Source organism: Rhizobacter sp. SG703 (assembly GCF_012275445.1).
Classification (GTDB): Bacteria; Pseudomonadota; Gammaproteobacteria; order Burkholderiales; family Burkholderiaceae_C; genus Rhizobacter.
The window spans coordinates 381,399-398,444 of record NZ_JAAZQK010000007.1 but is presented as its reverse complement, the minus strand read 5'-3'; the positions used below and the strand labels follow the sequence as shown (position 1 = coordinate 398,444).

Here is a 17,046-nt window from a genome sequence, read left to right as displayed (position 1 = left end):
ACGGAGCCCCTGCTCCCTAAAATGCCTGGATGGCCTTCATCCACCTGCGCACCCACACCGAGTTTTCCGTCGTCGATGGCACCCTCCGGATCGACGAGCTGGTGGATGCAGCCGCGCAGGACCGCCAACCCGCGCTCGCGATCACCGACCTGTCGAACCTGTTCGGCGCAGTCAAGTTCTACAGCGCCGCGCGCAAGAAGGGCGTGCAGCCGATCGTCGGTGCCGACATCTGGCTCGAACCCGATGCCGGCGTCGGCGAGAAGAACCCGAGCCGGCTGCTGCTGCTGGTGCAGAGCGCGGCCGGCTACCACAACCTGTGCGAGCTGCTGTCGCGCGGCTGGGTGCAGAACGCGCAGCGCGCGCAGGCCTGGCACAAGCTCGAATGGCTGCAGGAACTGAACGGCGGGCTGATCGCGCTGTCGGGCGCCGAGATGGGCTCGATCGGCCAGGCGCTGATGGCGCAGGACACCGCGCGCGCCACCGCCGCGGCGCAGAAGCTCGCGGCCATTTTCGACCGGCGTTTCTATCTCGAATTGCAGCGCGCCGGCCAGCCGACCAACGAGGCTCATGTGCGCGCCGCGGTGCCGCTGGCGGCCGCGCTGCGCCTGCCGGTGGTCGCGACCCATCCGGTGCAGTTCCAGACGCCGGACGATTTCGAGGCGCACGAGGCCCGAACCTGCATCGCCGAAGGCGAGACGCTGACCAACCCGCGCCGCGTCAAGCGCTTCACGCGCGAGCAGTACTTCAAGTCGCAGGCACAGATGGAGGCGTTGTTTGCCGACCTGCCGAGCGCGTTGGCCAACAGCGTCGAGATCGCGAAGCGCTGCAGCCTGACGCTGGTGCTCGGCAAGCCGCAGCTGCCCGATTTCCCGACGCCCGAAGTCAACGGCGAGCGCATGCTGCCCGAGGCCTACTTCCGCTACGCGTCGCACGAGGGCCTGAAGGAGCGGATGCTCCACCTGTACCCGAACGAAGCCGACCGCGAACGCGAGATGCCGCGCTACGTCGAGCGGCTCGACTTCGAGATCAACACGATCCTGAAGATGGGCTTCCCCGGCTACTTCCTGATCGTGGCCGACTTCATCATCTGGGCCAAGAACAACGGCTGCCCGGTCGGGCCGGGCCGCGGCTCGGGTGCCGGCTCGCTGGTGGCCTATGCGCTGAAGATCACCGACCTCGACCCGCTGCGCTACAACCTGCTGTTCGAACGCTTCCTGAACCCGGAACGGGTGTCGATGCCCGACTTCGACATCGACTTCTGCCAGGGCAACCGCGACCGCGTCATCGACTACGTGAAGGACAAGTACGGCCGCGAGGCGGTCAGCCAGATCGCCACCTTCGGCACGATGGCCGCCAAGGCCGCGCTGCGCGACGTGGGACGCGTGCTCGGCATGGGCTACGGCCATGTCGACGGCATCGCGAAGCTCGTGCCGGCACCGCCCGGCAAGACCGTCACGCTGAAGCGCCCCGGCGACAAGCCCGACAGCGGCATCATCTACGCGCGCACCGAGGCGCCCGAGATCGAGGAGCGCGAGAAGAACGAAGAAGAAGTGGCCGAGCTGCTGGCACTGGCCGAGCGCGTCGAAGGCATGGTGCGCAACATCGGCATGCACGCCGGCGGCGTGCTGATCGCGCCCGGCAAGATCACCGACTTCTGCCCGCTGTACATGCAGCCCGGCAGCAACAACGCGGTCAGCCAGTTCGACAAGGACGACGTCGAGGCGATCGGCCTGGTGAAGTTCGACTTCCTGGGCCTCGCGACGCTGACCATCCTCGAGATGGCGAAGGACTTCATCGTCGCGCGCCACCCGTCGCGCCGCGATTTCTCATTCGACAAGATCCCGCTGACCGACCGCGGCGCCTACCAGCTGATGAGCGAGGGCAAGACGGTCGCGGTGTTCCAGCTGGAATCCACCGGCATGCAGCGCATGCTGAAGGACGCGAAGCCGAGCGTCTTCGAGGACATCATCGCGCTGGTGGCACTGTACCGCCCGGGCCCGATGGACCTGATCCCGAGCTTCTGCGCGCGCAAGCACGGCCGCGAGGAAGTGGAGTATCCGCACCCGCTGATGAAGGAGGTGCTGGAAGAGACCTACGGGATCATGGTCTACCAGGAGCAGGTGATGCAGGTCGCCCAGCGCCTGGGCGGCTACTCGCTCGGCGGCGCCGACCTGCTGCGCCGCGCGATGGGCAAGAAGAAGCTCGAGGAGATGGTCAAGCACCGCGCGACCTTCGCCGAGGGTGCCGCGCGCAACGGCATCGCCGAGCCGCTGGCCAACGAGATCTTCGACCTGATGGAGAAGTTCGCGGGCTACGGATTCAACAAGTCGCACGCCGCCGCCTACGCCCTGCTCGCGTACCACACGGCCTGGCTGAAGGTGCACTACCTGGCCGAGTTCACCGCGGCCAACATGAGCGTCGCGCTGGACGACACCGACAAGCTCAAGATCTTCCACGACGACGCGGTGATGCTGGGCATCACCTTCGAGCCGCCGAACATCAACACCGGCACGCACCGCTTCGAGCCGGTGGCCGACAAGGTGGTGCGCTACGGCCTCGGCGCGATCAAGGGCACCGGCCAGAGCGCGATCGAGGCGATCGTGCAGGCGCGCGCCGACGGCGGGCCGTTCAAGAGCCTGTTCGACTTCTGCGCGCGGGTCGACCGCAGCCGCATCAACAAGCGCACCGTCGAGGCGCTGATCAAGGCCGGCGCGTTCGACCTGCTGCACCCGGAGCGCTCGCTGCTGGTCGCGAGCATCGGACTGGCCTTCGAATACGCCGACACGCAGGCGGCGCACGCCGACCAGGGCGGGCTGTTCGACTTCGGGGATTCCCATGCGGCATCGACGCAGGAGCCCGAGCTGGTGCAGGTGCCACCGTGGAGCATCAAGGAGCGGCTCAGCTTCGAGAAGGTCGCGCTTGGCTTCTACCTGTCGGGCCACCTGTTCGACCAGAGCGGCGACGAGGTGCGGCGCTTCGCGAAGCGCAAGATCGCCGACGTGATCGACAGCCGCGAGCCGCAGATGCTGGCCGGCATCGTCGGCGACCTGCGCGTGATCAACGGGCAGCGCGGCCGCGTCGCGATCTTCAAGCTCGACGACAAGAGCGAGGCGATCGAGGCGGTGGCGAATGAAGAACTGCTGAACGCCAACAAGGACCTGCTGAAGGACGACGAACTGATCATCGTCTCCGGCAAGGTGCAGCCCGACCGCTTCTCCGGCGGCATGCGGCTGAACGTGCAGCAGGTGTGGGACCTCGCGACTGCGCGCTGCCGCTTCGGCAAGTACCTGCGCGTCGAGGTCAACGGCAGCGTGCCGCCGGTGGCCGAGGTGCTGCGCGACTTCCCGAGCCGGCGCGTGCAGACCGACCAGGGCACGACGACGCAGGGCCTGGCGGTGCGGCTGGTGGTGCAGCGCGAGGCGGCCATCGGCGAGCTCGACCTGGGCGAGGAAGGGCGCTTCTTTCCGAGCGATGCGGCGCTGGCCCGCTGGTTCGAAAGCGCACACGGCCGGGCGAATGTTGTTTACGAATAGTCACCAGTTGGCTGTTCGTGAGTCGGCACTCAACGCCGCAGAAACGTTTTGAAGTCATCATCAGCGCGAAGTCACTCGCAGGAGATGTTCATGAAACAAGCCATCACCCTCATCGCCCTGGTTGCCGCCGGCGTGTCCGCGTATGCGGGCACCAACGTCGGCGTGTCGGTCAGCGTCAACCAGCCCGGCGTCTATGGCCGCATCGACATCGGCAATGCGCCGCCGCCGGTCGTCATCAACCCGCAGCCGATCATCATCCAGCAGCCTCCGACGGTGGTCGTCGAGCGCCGCCCGATCTACCTGCGCGTGCCTCCGGGCCACCAGAAGAACTGGGGCCGCTATTGCGGCCAGTACGCGGCCTGCGGCCAGCCGGTCTACTTCGTGCGCGAGGACTGGTACCAGGAGCACTGGCGCCGCGAGCACGAGCATGACCACGACCGCCACGAGGACCACGGCCGCGGCCATGGCCGCGGGCACGACAAGCATGACCGGCACGACGACCACGACCGCGACGACCACCGCGGCCGCTGAGATCGGTGCGACACCGGCTGCTCCGGGCTGAACCCGATCCGGCGGTGCGCGCGGCCTGACTACACTCGGGCCCCATGCCGCCACCACCCACCACGGGCCTGATCCTCACCGGAGGCGGCGCCCGTGCCGCCTACCAGGTCGGCGTCCTGAAGGCCCTTGCGCAGATCCGCCGCGAGGTCTCGCCCGACGACCGCAGCAATCCCTTTCCCGTCATCACCGGCACCTCGGCCGGCGCGATCAATGCGGCCGCGCTGGCCAGCCACTGCGACGATTTCGACGCCGCGGTCGCGGCGCTGTGCTCGGTGTGGGAGAACTTCCGCGCCGAGCAGGTGTACCGCTCCGATTCGTTCGGCGTGATCCGCACCGGCGCGCGCTGGCTGACGATGATGTCGATCGGCTGGGTGATCGCGCGCTGGCGCCGTGCGCGCCCGCGCTCGCTGCTCGACAACTCGCCGCTCGAGGCACTGCTGACGCAGATGGTGTCGGTGGGCCGGCTGCACGAACTGATGACGGCCGGGCACCTGCAGGCGCTGGCGGTCACCGCGTCGAGCTACAGCTCGGGCACGCACGTGACCTTCTACGATTCGGTGCAGGACATCGTGCCGTGGACGCGCTCGCAGCGTGTCGCGGTGCGCGATGCGATCACGGTGCCGCACCTGCTGGCGTCGGCCGCGATCCCGTTCGTGTTCCCCGCGGTGCCGTTGAACTTCGACGGCATGCTCGAGTACTTCGGCGATGGCTCGATGCGGCAGTCGGCGCCGATCTCGCCGGCGGTGCACCTGGGGGCGAGCCGCATCCTGGTGGTCGGTGCCGGCCGCATGCACGAACCGCCGGGGCGGCGGCGGGTGAACGGCGAGTACCCGAACATCGCGCAGATCGCCGGCCATGCGCTGTCGAACATCTTCCTGGATGCGCTGGCGGTGGACGTGGAGCGGCTGCAGCGGGTCAACAACACGCTGTCGCTGCTGCCGCCCGAGGCCTTGGCGCGCACCAGCCTGCGGCCGATCGACGTGCTGGTGATCGCGCCGAGCGAACGGCTGGACGACCTCGCGGGCAAGCACCTGGCGAGCCTGCCGGCGCCGGTGCGCGCGTTGCTGCGCGGCGTGGGGGTGTCGGGCCGCGGGGTCGATACACGGGGGGCGGCGCTCGCGAGCTACCTGTTGTTCGAGGCGCCGTACACCCGTGAACTCGTGGCTCTTGGCGTTGCCGATACGCTGAAGCGGCGGGAGGAAGTGGCGCGCTTCTTCGGCTGGCTTGTTCAGTGAGGTTGCCCGTCGTTCGGCGGTGGGTGCGAAGGCGTGGACGGGGAGACCGTGGTTCGCCGGACGGAGCGGTCATCGCCCCTGTGGGGCGATGACTCCCCTGCGCTGACTGGTTTCAAGGCCCGTCGCCGAAACTCCCTCCACTCACTTCGTTCGTTGTGCTCAGACAGTCGGGGACAGTCAGTCCACGAAGCGTGCTGCGCACGCGGGCCATGAAACCAGCCAGCTCCGGCGCCCCACCCTGATTGGCGCTCCACGGACTCCACAGCCGCAACTTGCGCGCACAGACAGAAAACGAAAACGCCCCGCGATGAGCGAGGCGTTGCAGCGACCGGGCTCGTGGCCCGGCGCGGTGAATTACTTCTTCGCGTCCTTGGCGCCGGCCGCAGCCTTGTAGGCCCCGCCGTTGACCGTCAGCCCCGCATCGGACAGCTTCGCGGCCTGGTGGTCCTTGACGCCCTTCACGCGGCCCATCACGTCGGTCCAGTCCTTGAACTCGCCCTTCTTGCGCTCGGTCAACATGCGCGTGGCCATCGCCGGACCGATCCCCTTGACCGCTTCGAGTTCGGCCTGCGTCGCCTTGTTGATGTCGACGCCGGCCGCAAACGCCACTGCCGAGAACAACGCCAGCAACGTGGCGATGATGGTCTTCTTGAACATGGTGATCCTCTCCTGGAAGGTTGATGAATTGCCGGTTGACAACTCCGCGGCCTAACGAGGCCTTTCCCAGGAACGTTGACCGGCCTCGACCGGTACAGATGCACCTTTCTAGCGGGTCGTTGCGAGCCAGTCCACGTAGCGCTTCACACCGCCGGCCACGTCGGTGAACGCATGGTCGCAACCTGTTGCGCGCAGTCTCGACAGGTCAGCCTGGGTATGGCTTTGGTACTTGCCGACCAGCGCCTGCGGAAACTCGATGTACTCGATGAAGCCCTTCGCGACGAGCTCGGCCAGCGGCAGCGCCGGCTCGCCTTTCAGTGCCCGCGACGCGTTGACCGTGGCCTCGGCGACGTCGTTGAACGGCTGCGCGCGGCCGGTGCCGAGATTGAAGATGCCGCTCTGCCCGGGGTGCTGCAGGAACCACAGGTTCACCGCGACCACGTCGTCGACGAACACGAAGTCGCGGTTCTGCTCGCCTGGCCCATAGCCGCCGTACTCGCCGAACAGCTTGACCTTGCCGGTCTCGCGGAATTGGTTGAAATGGTGGAAGGCCACCGAGGCCATGCGGCCCTTGTGCTGCTCGCGCGGGCCGTAGACGTTGAAGTAGCGGAAGCCTGCGACCTGGCTGCGGTTGTGCGGCAGCATGCGGCGCACGACGTTGTCGAACAGCAGCTTCGAATAGCCGTACACGTTCAGCGGCCGCTCGAATGCCGGCTCCTCGCGGAAACTGTCGCTGCCGCCGTAGGTGGCCGCCGACGACGCATACAGCAGCCGCGTGCCCTGCGCCTGGCAGGCGTCGAGCAGGTCCTTCGAGCAGCGGTAGTTGGTGTCGAGCATGAAGCGCCCGTCGTGCTCCATCGTGTCGGAGCAGGCGCCCTGGTGCAGCACCGCGTCGACCTTGCCGAAGTCGCCGTTCGCGAAGCGTTTGTAGAACTCGCCCTTGTCGAAGTAGTCGCTGAGCTTCGCGCCCAGCAGGTTGCGGTACTTCGGGCCGTCGGTCAGGTCGTCGACGGCGATCACGTCGTCGATGCCCTGCGCGTTGAGCCCGTGGACGATGTTGCTGCCGATCATGCCGGCCGCGCCCGTGACAACCACCTTCATTCGAACAACTCCTCGTAGCTGACACTGGCCGTGCCGAACTTGCCGACGACGATGCCACCGGCGCGGTTGGCGATCGGCATGGCCTCGCGCAGCGGGACGCCGCAGGCGAGCATCGCGGCCAGCGTCGCGATCACGGTGTCGCCGGCGCCGGTGACGTCGAACACCTCGCGCGCCTGCGCCGGCACGCGGGTGTGGCCGTCGCTGCCGCCAACCTCGTCGAACAGCGACATGCCTTCTTCCGAACGGGTCAGCATCAGCGCCGACAGCCCGTGCGCGCGGCGCAAGGCCTGCGCGCGCTCGTGCAACTGCGCTTCGCTGCCCCAGGCGCCGATCACCTGCGCCAGCTCGGCGCGGTTCGGCGTGATCACCGTCGCGCCGGCGTAGCGGCTGTAGTCGCTGCCCTTCGGGTCGACCAGCACCGGCTTGCCGACGGCCCGTGCGAGCTCGATCATGCGCGGGATGTGCGTCAGCCCGCCCTTGCCGTAGTCGGAGAACAGCACCGCGTCGTGGCGCGCCAGTTCGCGCTCGTAGTCGCCGAGCATCGCGGTCAGCACCTCGTGGTCGGGCTGGTTCTCGAAGTCGACGCGGATCAGCTGCTGCGAACGGCCGATCACGCGCAGCTTGACGATGGTGTAGAGCTGCGGGTCGTGGCCGAGCACCGTGTTGACGCCGTGCTGCTCGAGCAGCCGCTGCAGCTTCTGCGCCGGCTCGTCGTTGCCGACCACCGTCAGCAGCGTGGCCTGCGCGCCCAGCGTCTTGACGTTCAGCGCGACGTTGGCCGCGCCGCCCAGGCGTTCTTCCTCGCGGTTGACGCGCACCACCGGCACCGGCGCTTCCGGCGAGATGCGGTCGACCGCGCCGAACCAGTAGCGGTCGAGCATCGCATCGCCGACGATCAGCACGCGGGCGCGCGCCAGGCGATCGGGATCGATCGAAGCCGTCATCACAAATCCTCCAGGCGTTGCGGCGGGTAGGTGTCCCAGCTCAGGCAGCCCGGGCATTGCCAGAAATAGTGCTGCGCCTCGAAGCCGCAGGCGGCGCAGCGGTAGCGCTGCAGCGGCTTCGCGGCGCGGCCGATGGCCTCGCGCAGGCCTTGCGTCTCGTCGCTGCTGAGCGTGTCGCCGGCGCTGATGCGCAGCAGCTCCTGCGCCGCCGACAGGCTGGGCTGCGTCTGCAGGTGCGCCAGCAGGCGGCTGCGCTGCACCGCGGCGCCGGGGTCGAGCAGCGTGATCGCGGCCAGCAGGTCCATCGTCGGCGCGCGGCCGTACAACGCGCGCAGCCGCTCCAGCGCGCCGGCGGCGTCGCTGGCGGCGAGCGCGCTGTTTGCGTAGTCGCGGGCGACCAGGTTGAAGGCCACCGGGTGCGTCGTCATCAGCTCGCCCCAGGCCTGCATGACCTCGGCATGGGCGCCGCGCGCCAACGCGCGCTGGCCGGCCAGCACCATCGGCCGGGCCGCCTGCGGGGCCGCGGCCCGCGCACGGCGCAGTGCGTCGTCGCCATCGGCCTGCTGCTGGCGTGCATCGGCATCGATGGCCAGCTCGCACCAGTAGTGCGCGATGCGCGACGCGAACGAGCCGGTGCCGCTGCGTTCGAGCTTCTGCGCCACCTCGACCGCCGAGCGCCAGTTGCGCGAGCGCTCGTGCAGCGTCAGCAGCGCGAGCCGGGCCTCGGTGTCGAAGGCGGTGCCTTCGAGCGCCTTGTAGGCCTCTTCGGCGCGGTCGAACAGCCCGGCCTTCATGAAATCCTGTGCCAGCGCATGCTGCGCGCGTTCGCGGTCGGCACGCGGCAGGTCGGCGCGGTTCAGCAGGTGCTGGTGCACGCGCACCGCGCGTTCGTATTCGCCGCGGCGGCGGAACAGGTTGCCGAGCGCGAAGTGCAGGTCGGAGGTGTCCGGGTCTTGCTGCACGGCCTCGATGAAGGCGTCGATCGCCTTGTCCTGCTGCTCGTTCAGCAACAGGCTCAGGCCCTTGAAGTAGGCCTTCGGCGAATCGCGCTGCTCGCGCTTCCATTGGCGCAGGTCCAGGCGCGAACCCAGCCAACCGAGGGCGAACGCGACCGGCAGGCCGAGCAGGAACCACTGGTAGTCAAAGTCCATCGCGCGGGGGGTGGGAATCGGTTCGGGTGGGGAGCTCGGACGACGGCGACAACGCGCTGTCGAGCAGTTCGGGGTGGTCGCCGCGACGGCGCAGGCGGCGCTGCGCGAGGCGGCGGTTGCGCCACCAGCTCGGCACCATCGCGAGCACGCCGAAGGCGCAGCCGAACGCGAAGGCGCCCAGCACGACGAACACCATCGGGGCATGCCATTCCTGGCCGAAGAACCAGCGCACGGCAGCGTCGTGCTGGTTGTTCAGCGCGAAGGCGAACAAACTGAAGAAGATGAAGGCCCGGAAGAGCCAGACGGCGATGCGCATCATGTAGCCGACGATTATGACGACCCCGCGCCCGTCGAGTGCACCGGGCGGTCCCCCGAGGGGACGCGGGCCGGCTGGGAGCGGCCAGGCGCTCGGCCCGCTCCGGTCGGCGATCAGGTGCCGGTGAGCGGCGTGATCGGCATCGGCTGGTCGTCTTCGAGCGGAACCTGCTCGTCGACGGCTTCGCGCAAGGCCTTGCCGGGTTTGAAATGCGGAACGAGCTTCTCGGGGATCACCACCTGCTCGCCGGAGCGGGGATTGCGCCCCACCCGCGGCGGGCGGCGGTTGATCGAGAAGCTGCCGAACCCGCGGATCTCGATGCGGTGCCCGCGCGCGAGCGCATCGGACATCGCATCCAGGATGGTCTTGACGGCGAACTCGGTGTCGCGATGCGTCAGCTGGCTGAACTGCTCTGCCAGCCTGGTCACGAGATCGGAACGCGTCATGGGTCCTGTTGATCCTCAGGGTCGGTCGATGAACGTCGGACTCAACCGTTGTTCTGGTTGTCCAGCTTGGCGCGCAGCAGGGCGCCCAGGCTGGTGGTACCGGCGGTCTCGCGCTCGTTCGTGGACGACAGGCGCTGCATCGCTTCTTGCTGGTCGGCGTTGTCCTTGGCCTTGATCGACAACTGGATCGAACGCGTCTTGCGGTCGATGTTGATGATCACGGCCGAGACTTCGTCGCCTTCCTTCAGCACGTTGCGCGCGTCTTCGACGCGGTCGCGGCTGATTTCGGAAGCACGCAGGTAACCGGTGACGTCGTCGTTGAGCTGGATCTCGGCGCCGCGGGCGTCAACCGTCTTGACCTTGCCGTTGACGGTCATGCCGCGGTCGTTGACCGAGGTGTAGCTCGTGAACGGGTCGGAATCGAGTTGCTTGATGCCCAGCGAAATGCGCTCGCGCTCCACATCGACGGCCAGCACGACGGCTTCGACTTCCTGGCCCTTCTTGTAGTTGCGGACCGCGGCTTCGCCCGGCTCGTTCCACGACAGGTCGGACAGGTGCACCAGGCCGTCGATGCCGGCAGCCAGGCCGACGAACACGCCGAAGTCGGTGATCGACTTGACGGGGCCCTTGACCTTGTCGCCGCGCTGCACCGTGGTCGAGAACTCTTCCCACGGGTTGGCCTTGCACTGCTTCATGCCCAGGCTGATGCGGCGCTTGTCTTCGTCGATCTCGAGGACCATGACCTCGACCTCGTCGCCCAGCGAAACGATCTTGCTGGGGGCGACGTTCTTGTTGGTCCAGTCCATTTCGGAGACGTGCACCAGGCCTTCGATGCCCGGCTCGATCTCGACGAACGCGCCGTAGTCGGCGATGTTCGTGATCTTGCCGAACAGGCGCGTGCCGTTCGGGTAGCGGCGCGAGACACCGTGCCACGGGTCGTCGCCCAGTTGCTTGATGCCCAGCGAGACGCGGTTCTTCTCGGCGTCGAACTTGAGGACCTTGGCTTGCAGCTCCTGGCCGACCTGAACGACTTCGCTCGGGTGGCGGACACGGCGCCAGGCCATGTCGGTGATGTGCAGCAGGCCGTCGATGCCGCCCAGGTCGACGAACGCACCGTATTCGGTGATGTTCTTGACCACGCCGTTGACGATCGCGCCTTCGGACAGGGTTTCGAGCAGCTTCGCGCGTTCTTCGCCCATCGAGGCTTCGACCACGGCACGGCGCGACAACACGACGTTGTTGCGCTTGCGGTCGAGCTTGATGACCTTGAACTCCATGGTCTTGCCCTCGAACGGGCTCATGTCCTTGACCGGGCGCGTGTCGAGCAGCGAGCCGGGCAGGAAGGCACGGATGCCGTTCACGAGGACGGTCAGGCCGCCCTTGACCTTGCCGTTGACGGTGCCGGTCACGAATTCGCCGGATTCCAGCGAGTTCTCCAGCGACAGCCACGAGGCCAGGCGCTTGGCCTTGTCGCGCGACAGGATGGTGTCGCCGTAGCCGTTCTCGATCGCGTCGATGGCCACCGACACGAAATCGCCGACCTGGACTTCGAGCTCGCCCTGGTCGTTCTTGAATTCTTCAATGGGCACGTAGGCTTCGGACTTGAGGCCTGCGTTCACCACCACGAAGTTGTAGTCGACACGCACCACTTCGGCGGTGATGACCTCGCCACTGCGCATTTCCGAGCGCTTCAGCGATTCTTCGAACAGGGCGGCAAAGGATTCGCCGCCTTGGTTGGTGGCGGTTTGGGTTTGAGGCATGTGGATTTCCGGGTGCAACTTGCGTTGCGGTTGGGTTGAAGATCCGCTGCCTCGGCGCAGGTCTCTCGTTGAGGCGAGAGCGATGCAGGAGGGAAGGCAGCGGGCCGATCGATCCAGTTGGGGTCGGCTTGCGCCGGCTTCAACCGAAGGTTTGCGAAGCTGCCCACCAATCCAGCACCGCCTTGACGCATTCGTCGATGGTCAGCGCCGAGTTGTCGAGCACCTTCGCGCCCTCGGCCGGCTTCAAAGGCGAGACCGCCCGGTTCTGATCCCGGGCGTCGCGCGCTTCAAGGTCGGCTCGAAGGTCATCGATACTAGTCGAAATTCCCTTAGAAATCAATTGCTTATGGCGCCGTTCGGCCCGCACCGCGGCGCTCGCGACGACAAAGATCTTCAGGTCGGCGCCGGGGAAGATCACGGTGCCCATGTCGCGCCCGTCGGCCACCAGGCCGGGCAGGCGGCGGTGCGACAGCTGCAGCTCGTACAGCGCCTGGCGGACCGCCGGCCAGGCCGACACCTTCGAGGCCATCGCACCGATGTGCTCCTGGCGGAGGTCGTCGCTCACATCGCGGCCGGCCAGCCAGATGCGCTGGTCGTGGAAAGCCAGTTGCAGCCCGGCGGCGACCTTCGCGAGGCCGGGCTCGTCGGTGTCGGCGATGCCGGCCTCGCGGGCCGACAGCGCGGTCGCGCGGTACAGCGCGCCGGAATCGAGGAAGTGGTAGCCGAGCGCCTGCGCGACCGCGCTCGCCAGCGTGCCCTTGCCGGACGCGGTCGGCCCGTCGATCGTGATCACCGGCACGCCGGCCGGGCCAGGCTGCGCGACGCCGAACAGCGTCTCGAAGTAGTCCGGGAAGGTCTTCGCGACGCAGCGCGGGTCGAGGATGCGCACCGGCACGCCCCTGGCGTCGCCTGCTGACGCTGCCACCGGGTTGAACGCCGCCAGCGAGAAGCACATCGCCACCCGGTGGTCGTCGTAGGTGTGGATGGCCGCGGCGCGCCAGGTGGCCGGCGGCGTGACCTCGATGAAGTCGGGCCCTTCGGTGACGGTGGCGCCCAGTTTGCGCAGCTCGGTTGCCATCGCGGCGATGCGGTCGGTCTCCTTCACGCGCCAGCTGGCGATGTTGTCGAGGCGGGTGGTTCCGGTCGCGTACAGCGCCATCACCGCCAGCGTCATCGCCGCATCGGGGATGTGGTTGCAGTCCAGCGTGATCGCCTTCAGCGGCCAGGCACCGCGGCGCACCTCGAGCCAGCCGGCGCCGCAGCGCACGTCGGCGCCCATCGCACGGGCAGCGTCGATGAAGCGCAGGTCGCCCTGGATCGAGTCGTCGCCGACGCCTTCGATGCGCAGCGCCCGGCCGTCATGGGCCGCGATCGCGCCCAGCGCGACGAAGTACGACGCCGACGACGCATCGCCTTCGACGTGGATGCTGCCCGGCGAGCGGTACGCGCTGCCCTGCGGGATGACGAAGCGCTGCCAGCCGTCGCGCTGCACCGCGATGCCGAAGCGGGCCAACAGGTTCAGCGTGATGTCGACGTAGGGCTTGGAGATCAGCTCGCCGTCGACGTCGATCGTCACCGCATGCTCGGCCGACACCAGCGGCAGCGCCAGCAACAGCGCGGTCAGGAACTGGCTCGACACATCGCCGCGCACGCGGATCGGCCGCGCGGTGTCGAGCCGGGTGCCCGCGGCCGCCAGCCGCAGCGGCGGGAAGCCCTCTTGCCCGAGCGAGGTGACGTTGCACCCCAGCTGGCGCAGCGCGTCGACCAGGTCGCCGATCGGGCGCTCGTGCATGCGCGGCACGCCGCGCAGTTCGAAGCGGCCGTTCTGCGTCGCGGCCAGCACCGCCAGCGCGGCGGTGAGCGGGCGCATCGCGGTGCCGGCGTTGCCGAGGAACAGGCTCGCCTCGCGCGTCGCGAGCCGCCCGCCGAGCCCGGTGATGCGCCAGGCGCTGCCGTCCGCCTCGACGCCGCAGCCGAGTTCGCGCAGCGCGGCGAGCATCACCTGGGTGTCGTCGGAATCCAGCAGGTCGTGCACGACCGTGGTGCCGGCGCTGAGCCCGGCCAGCAGCAGCACGCGGTTGGAGATGCTCTTCGAGCCGGGCAGGCGGACGCTGCCGTCGGCACTGGCCAGCGGTGGAAGGTCGATGAAAGGTGTCGAGAACATGGTCGATGGGCGGCCGGAGGCAGCGCACCATCGCGCTGCGGTGTCAGTCAGGAATGCAGTGCGACGTGTCTCTGCGCGACGATTTCAGCGCGACGAGCTGGGCTTGCCCGCACCCATCTGCCAGCCGGAGCGCGCTTCGGATGCATTGCGGATCAGCCCTTCGAGCGCTTCCGCATTGCCGGTCTTGATGACGTGCTCGAGCGCATCCAGCGTGTGCCGGAAGCGCATCGACTGCTTCAGGATCTCTTCGCGGTTGGACATCAGGATGTCGCGCCAGACCTCGGGGTCGCTCGCGGCGATGCGCGTGAAATCGCGGAAACCCGGGCCGGCCAGCGACAGGAAGTCCTTGCCCGCCGGCTGCTTCGCGACCGAGCTGAAGAACGCGAAGGCCAGCATGTGCGGCAGGTGGCTGACGGCGGCGAACGCGGCGTCGTGGTTCTCGGCCGTCATGCGCAGCACCTGCGCGCCGATCGCCGACCAGACGTCGGTGGCCTTCTGCACCAGCTCCGGCGAGGTCTGCGGCAGCGGCGTGATGATGACCTGCCGCCCGGTGTACAGCGAGGCGTCGGCATGCGCGACGCCGGCCACTTCCTTGCCGGCGATCGGGTGCGCCGGCACGAAGGCGCTGGCGCGCTCCTTCAGCACGCGGCGCGCGGCGTCGACCACGTCGCGCTTGGTCGACCCGACGTCCATGAACAGCACGTGCGGCTCCACCAGGTGGCGGATCGCCTTGAAGGTGGCTTCGGTGGCCGACACCGGCACCGCCATCAGCACGATGTCGGAGCCCGACACCGCGAGCAGCGCCGATTCGGCGGCCACGTCGATCACGCCCATCTTGCGGGCGCGTTCGGTGGTGGACGGCGACTTGCTGTAGCCGACCACGCGCTTGACCAGCCCGGCCCGCTTCAGGGCGAGTGCGAACGAGCCGCCCATCAGGCCGACACCGATCACGCCGAGTTGGTTGAACATGGTCAATGGACGTCGATGGGGTAGGTGCCGAGCACCTTGAAGAAAGCGCACACCTCGCGCAGCTCGCTCAAGGCGGCCGCGACGTGGGGCTCGTCGGGGTGGCCCTGCAGGTCGACGTAGAAGTAGTACTCCCACTGGCCGGACCGCGCGGGGCGGGATTCGAAGCGCGTCATCGAGACGCCGTGGCGCTTCAGCGGCACCAGCATGTCGTGCACCGCGCCGGGCTTGTTGGCCACCGAGACGATCAGGCTGGTGCAGTCGTGGCCGGAGGCCTTGGGCTGCGGATGCTGGTGCGGGTGCGCGAGCACCGTGAAGCGGGTGCGGTTGTGCGCGTCGTCCTGGACCGCCGGCGCGACGATGTGCAGGCCGAACTCGCTGGCCGCGCGTTCGCTCGCGATCGCGGCGACCGTCGGGTCCTGCTGTGCCATGCGCGCGCCTTCGGCATTGCTCGCGACCGGGCGGCGCTCGACGTTCGGCAGGTGGTTGCTGAGCCAGCCATGGCATTGCGCCAGCGCCTGCGGGTGCGCGCAGACGGCGGTCAGGTGGTCGAGCGAGTTTTCGCGGCGCAGCAGGTTGTGCCGCACGAACAGGCTGGTCTCGCCGATGATGAACAGCGGCGTCGTCAGGAACAGGTCGAGCGATCGCGTGACCACGCCTTCGGTCGAGTTCTCGACCGGCACCACGCCGAAATCGGCCGAGCCGGCGCTGACCGCGTGGAACACCTCGTCGAAGTTGGCGCACGGCACCTTGACGATCGACGAGCCGAAGAAGCCGAGCACCGCGAGTTCGCTGAAGGTGCCAGACGGGCCGAGGTAGGCGACGCGGGTCGGCGTCTCGAGCGCGCGGCAGGCCGACATGATCTCGCGCCAGATCGGCGCGACGCTGTCGCTGGCCAGCGGCCCGGTGTTGGTCTGCTTCAGCCCGTCGATGACCTGGGCCTCGCGCTCGGGACGGAACGCGACCGAGCCTTCCTTCTTCTTCAGCTCGCCGACATGCAGCGCAAGCTGCGCGCGCTGGTTCAGCAGGCCCAGCAGCTCTCGGTCGACGCGGTCGATCTGGGTGCGAAGGGCCAGCAGGTCAGGGTGGGGGGCGGGTGTCGGGTCAGCCATGGCGCGCGGCGAATTCTCGCATGTACGCCACCAGTGCCTGCACGCCGGCCAGCGGCATCGCGTTGTACAGGCTGGCGCGCATGCCGCCGACGCTCTTGTGGCCCTTCAGCTGCAGCAGCCCGCGCTCTTTCGCGCCGGCCAGGAAGGCGTCGTTCAGCGATTCGTCGCGCAGGAAGAAGGGCACGTTCATCCGCGAGCGGCTGCCGCGGTCGACCCGCGACAGGTAGAACCCGGAATCGTCGAGGTAGCCGTACAGCAGCCCGGCCTTCGCGATCGAGCGTTGTTCCATCGCGGCGACGCCGGTGGCCGCGCCTTCGCGCTGCGCCTTCAGCCACTGGAACACCAGCCCGGCGATGTAGATGGAGTAGGTGGGCGGCGTGTTGTACATCGAGCCGTTGTCGGCCACGGTCTTGTAGTCGAACGCGCTCGGGCAGATCGGCAGCGCCCGGCCGAGCAGGTCGTCGCGCACGAAGACCAGCGTCAAGCCGGCCGGGCCGACGTTCTTCTGCGCGCCGGCAAAGGCCAGGCCGACGCGCGACCAGTCGATCGCACGCGACAGGATGTGCGACGAGCAGTCGATCACCAGCGGTGCCTTCGAACCCAGCGCGGCCAGGTCGGGCAGCGTGTGCAGCTCGACGCCGTGGATGGTCTCGTTGGTGCACGCGTGCACGTAGCTCGCGTCCGGGCTCAGCGACCAGGTCTCGGGCGCCGGGATGCGGGTGTGCTGGTTGTCGGCGTTGCTCGCGGCAATGCGCGGCTGCGCATAGCGCTGCGCTTCCTTGTACGACTTCTGCGACCACGCGCCGGTGACCACGACGTCGACCACGCCGCCGCGCGACAGGTTCATCGGCACGATCGCGTTCTCGGCCAGCCCGCCGCCCTGCATGAACAGGATGCGGAAGTCGGACGGCACTGCCAGCAGCTCGCGCAGGTCGGCTTCGGCCTGCTCGTAGATGCTCGCGAACTCGCGTCCGCGGTGGCTCATCTCCATCACGCTCATGCCCGAGCCGTGCCAGTCGAGCATTTCGGCGGCAGCCTGGCTCAGCACCGCTTCGGGCAGCGCGGCCGGGCCGGCGGAGAAGTTGTACGGGCGTTGCATC

General features: G+C 68.3%; 14 protein-coding genes. 3 read left to right on the top strand and 11 right to left on the bottom strand.

Going from position 1 to position 17,046, the window contains the following annotated elements; all coding sequences use genetic code 11:
* Window positions 1–29: 29 nt before the first annotated feature.
* The 3 genes from dnaE to FHT26_RS17330 all read left to right on the top strand — a co-directional run bounded on the left by dnaE (window position 30) and on the right by FHT26_RS17330 (window position 5,329).
* On the top strand, window positions 30–3,533 hold the full coding sequence (dnaE, locus tag FHT26_RS17340; RefSeq protein WP_168561350.1) for a DNA polymerase III subunit alpha: 3,504 nt from the start codon (window positions 30–32) through the stop codon (window positions 3,531–3,533).
* A 90-nt stretch (window positions 3,534–3,623) separates the two neighbouring features.
* Complete coding sequence (locus FHT26_RS17335) at window positions 3,624–4,064, top strand: hypothetical protein (protein WP_168561349.1); 441 nt, start codon at window positions 3,624–3,626, stop codon at window positions 4,062–4,064.
* Window positions 4,065–4,138: 74 nt separating this feature from the next.
* The gene (locus FHT26_RS17330; protein ID WP_168561348.1) at window positions 4,139–5,329 is read left to right on the top strand and encodes a patatin-like phospholipase family protein; all 1,191 of its coding nucleotides are present in this window, start codon (window positions 4,139–4,141) and stop codon (window positions 5,327–5,329) included.
* Between the two features lie 354 nt (window positions 5,330–5,683).
* Here the strand turns inward: FHT26_RS17330 and FHT26_RS17325 are convergent, their stop codons facing one another.
* The 11 genes from FHT26_RS17325 to serC form a co-directional block, all read right to left on the bottom strand.
* The gene (locus FHT26_RS17325; protein WP_168561347.1) at window positions 5,684–5,986 is read right to left on the bottom strand and encodes a ComEA family DNA-binding protein; all 303 of its coding nucleotides are present in this window, start codon (window positions 5,984–5,986) and stop codon (window positions 5,684–5,686) included.
* 108 nt (window positions 5,987–6,094) lie between these two features.
* Complete coding sequence (gene rfaD / locus FHT26_RS17320) at window positions 6,095–7,087, bottom strand: ADP-glyceromanno-heptose 6-epimerase (RefSeq protein WP_168561346.1); 993 nt, start codon at window positions 7,085–7,087, stop codon at window positions 6,095–6,097.
* The gene (rfaE1, locus tag FHT26_RS17315) at window positions 7,084–8,031 is read right to left on the bottom strand and encodes a D-glycero-beta-D-manno-heptose-7-phosphate kinase (protein WP_168561345.1); all 948 of its coding nucleotides are present in this window, start codon (window positions 8,029–8,031) and stop codon (window positions 7,084–7,086) included. The genes rfaD and rfaE1 overlap by 4 nt, the downstream gene beginning before the upstream one ends.
* On the bottom strand, window positions 8,031–9,182 hold the full coding sequence (gene lapB / locus FHT26_RS17310; protein ID WP_168561344.1) for a lipopolysaccharide assembly protein LapB: 1,152 nt from the start codon (window positions 9,180–9,182) through the stop codon (window positions 8,031–8,033). The genes rfaE1 and lapB overlap by 1 nt, the downstream gene beginning before the upstream one ends.
* Window positions 9,172–9,501 (bottom strand): LapA family protein, encoded by a 330-nt coding sequence (locus FHT26_RS17305; RefSeq protein ID WP_490362795.1) that lies wholly within the window; start codon window positions 9,499–9,501, stop codon window positions 9,172–9,174. Before FHT26_RS17305 ends, lapB begins: the two co-directional genes overlap by 11 nt.
* A gap of 110 nt (window positions 9,502–9,611) precedes the next feature.
* Complete coding sequence (locus FHT26_RS17300) at window positions 9,612–9,944, bottom strand: integration host factor subunit beta (protein ID WP_052203810.1); 333 nt, start codon at window positions 9,942–9,944, stop codon at window positions 9,612–9,614.
* Between the two features lie 41 nt (window positions 9,945–9,985).
* Entirely contained in the window at window positions 9,986–11,704 is a 1,719-nt protein-coding gene (gene rpsA / locus FHT26_RS17295) for a 30S ribosomal protein S1 (protein WP_056812563.1), read from the bottom strand.
* Between the two features lie 139 nt (window positions 11,705–11,843).
* A complete protein-coding gene (locus FHT26_RS17290; protein WP_168561343.1) occupies window positions 11,844–13,868 on the bottom strand; it encodes a bifunctional 3-phosphoshikimate 1-carboxyvinyltransferase/cytidylate kinase in 2,025 nt (674 codons plus the stop codon).
* Between the two features lie 84 nt (window positions 13,869–13,952).
* Window positions 13,953–14,837: a prephenate dehydrogenase gene (locus tag FHT26_RS17285; protein WP_056812556.1), complete on the bottom strand. Its 885-nt coding sequence runs from the start codon at window positions 14,835–14,837 to the stop codon at window positions 13,953–13,955.
* Window positions 14,838–14,839: 2 nt separating this feature from the next.
* The gene (pheA, locus tag FHT26_RS17280) at window positions 14,840–15,946 is read right to left on the bottom strand and encodes a prephenate dehydratase (protein WP_168561342.1); all 1,107 of its coding nucleotides are present in this window, start codon (window positions 15,944–15,946) and stop codon (window positions 14,840–14,842) included.
* Entirely contained in the window at window positions 15,939–17,045 is a 1,107-nt protein-coding gene (gene serC / locus FHT26_RS17275) for a 3-phosphoserine/phosphohydroxythreonine transaminase (protein WP_168561426.1), read from the bottom strand. The genes pheA and serC overlap by 8 nt, the downstream gene beginning before the upstream one ends.
* Between the last annotated feature and the right edge of the window lies 1 nt (window position 17,046).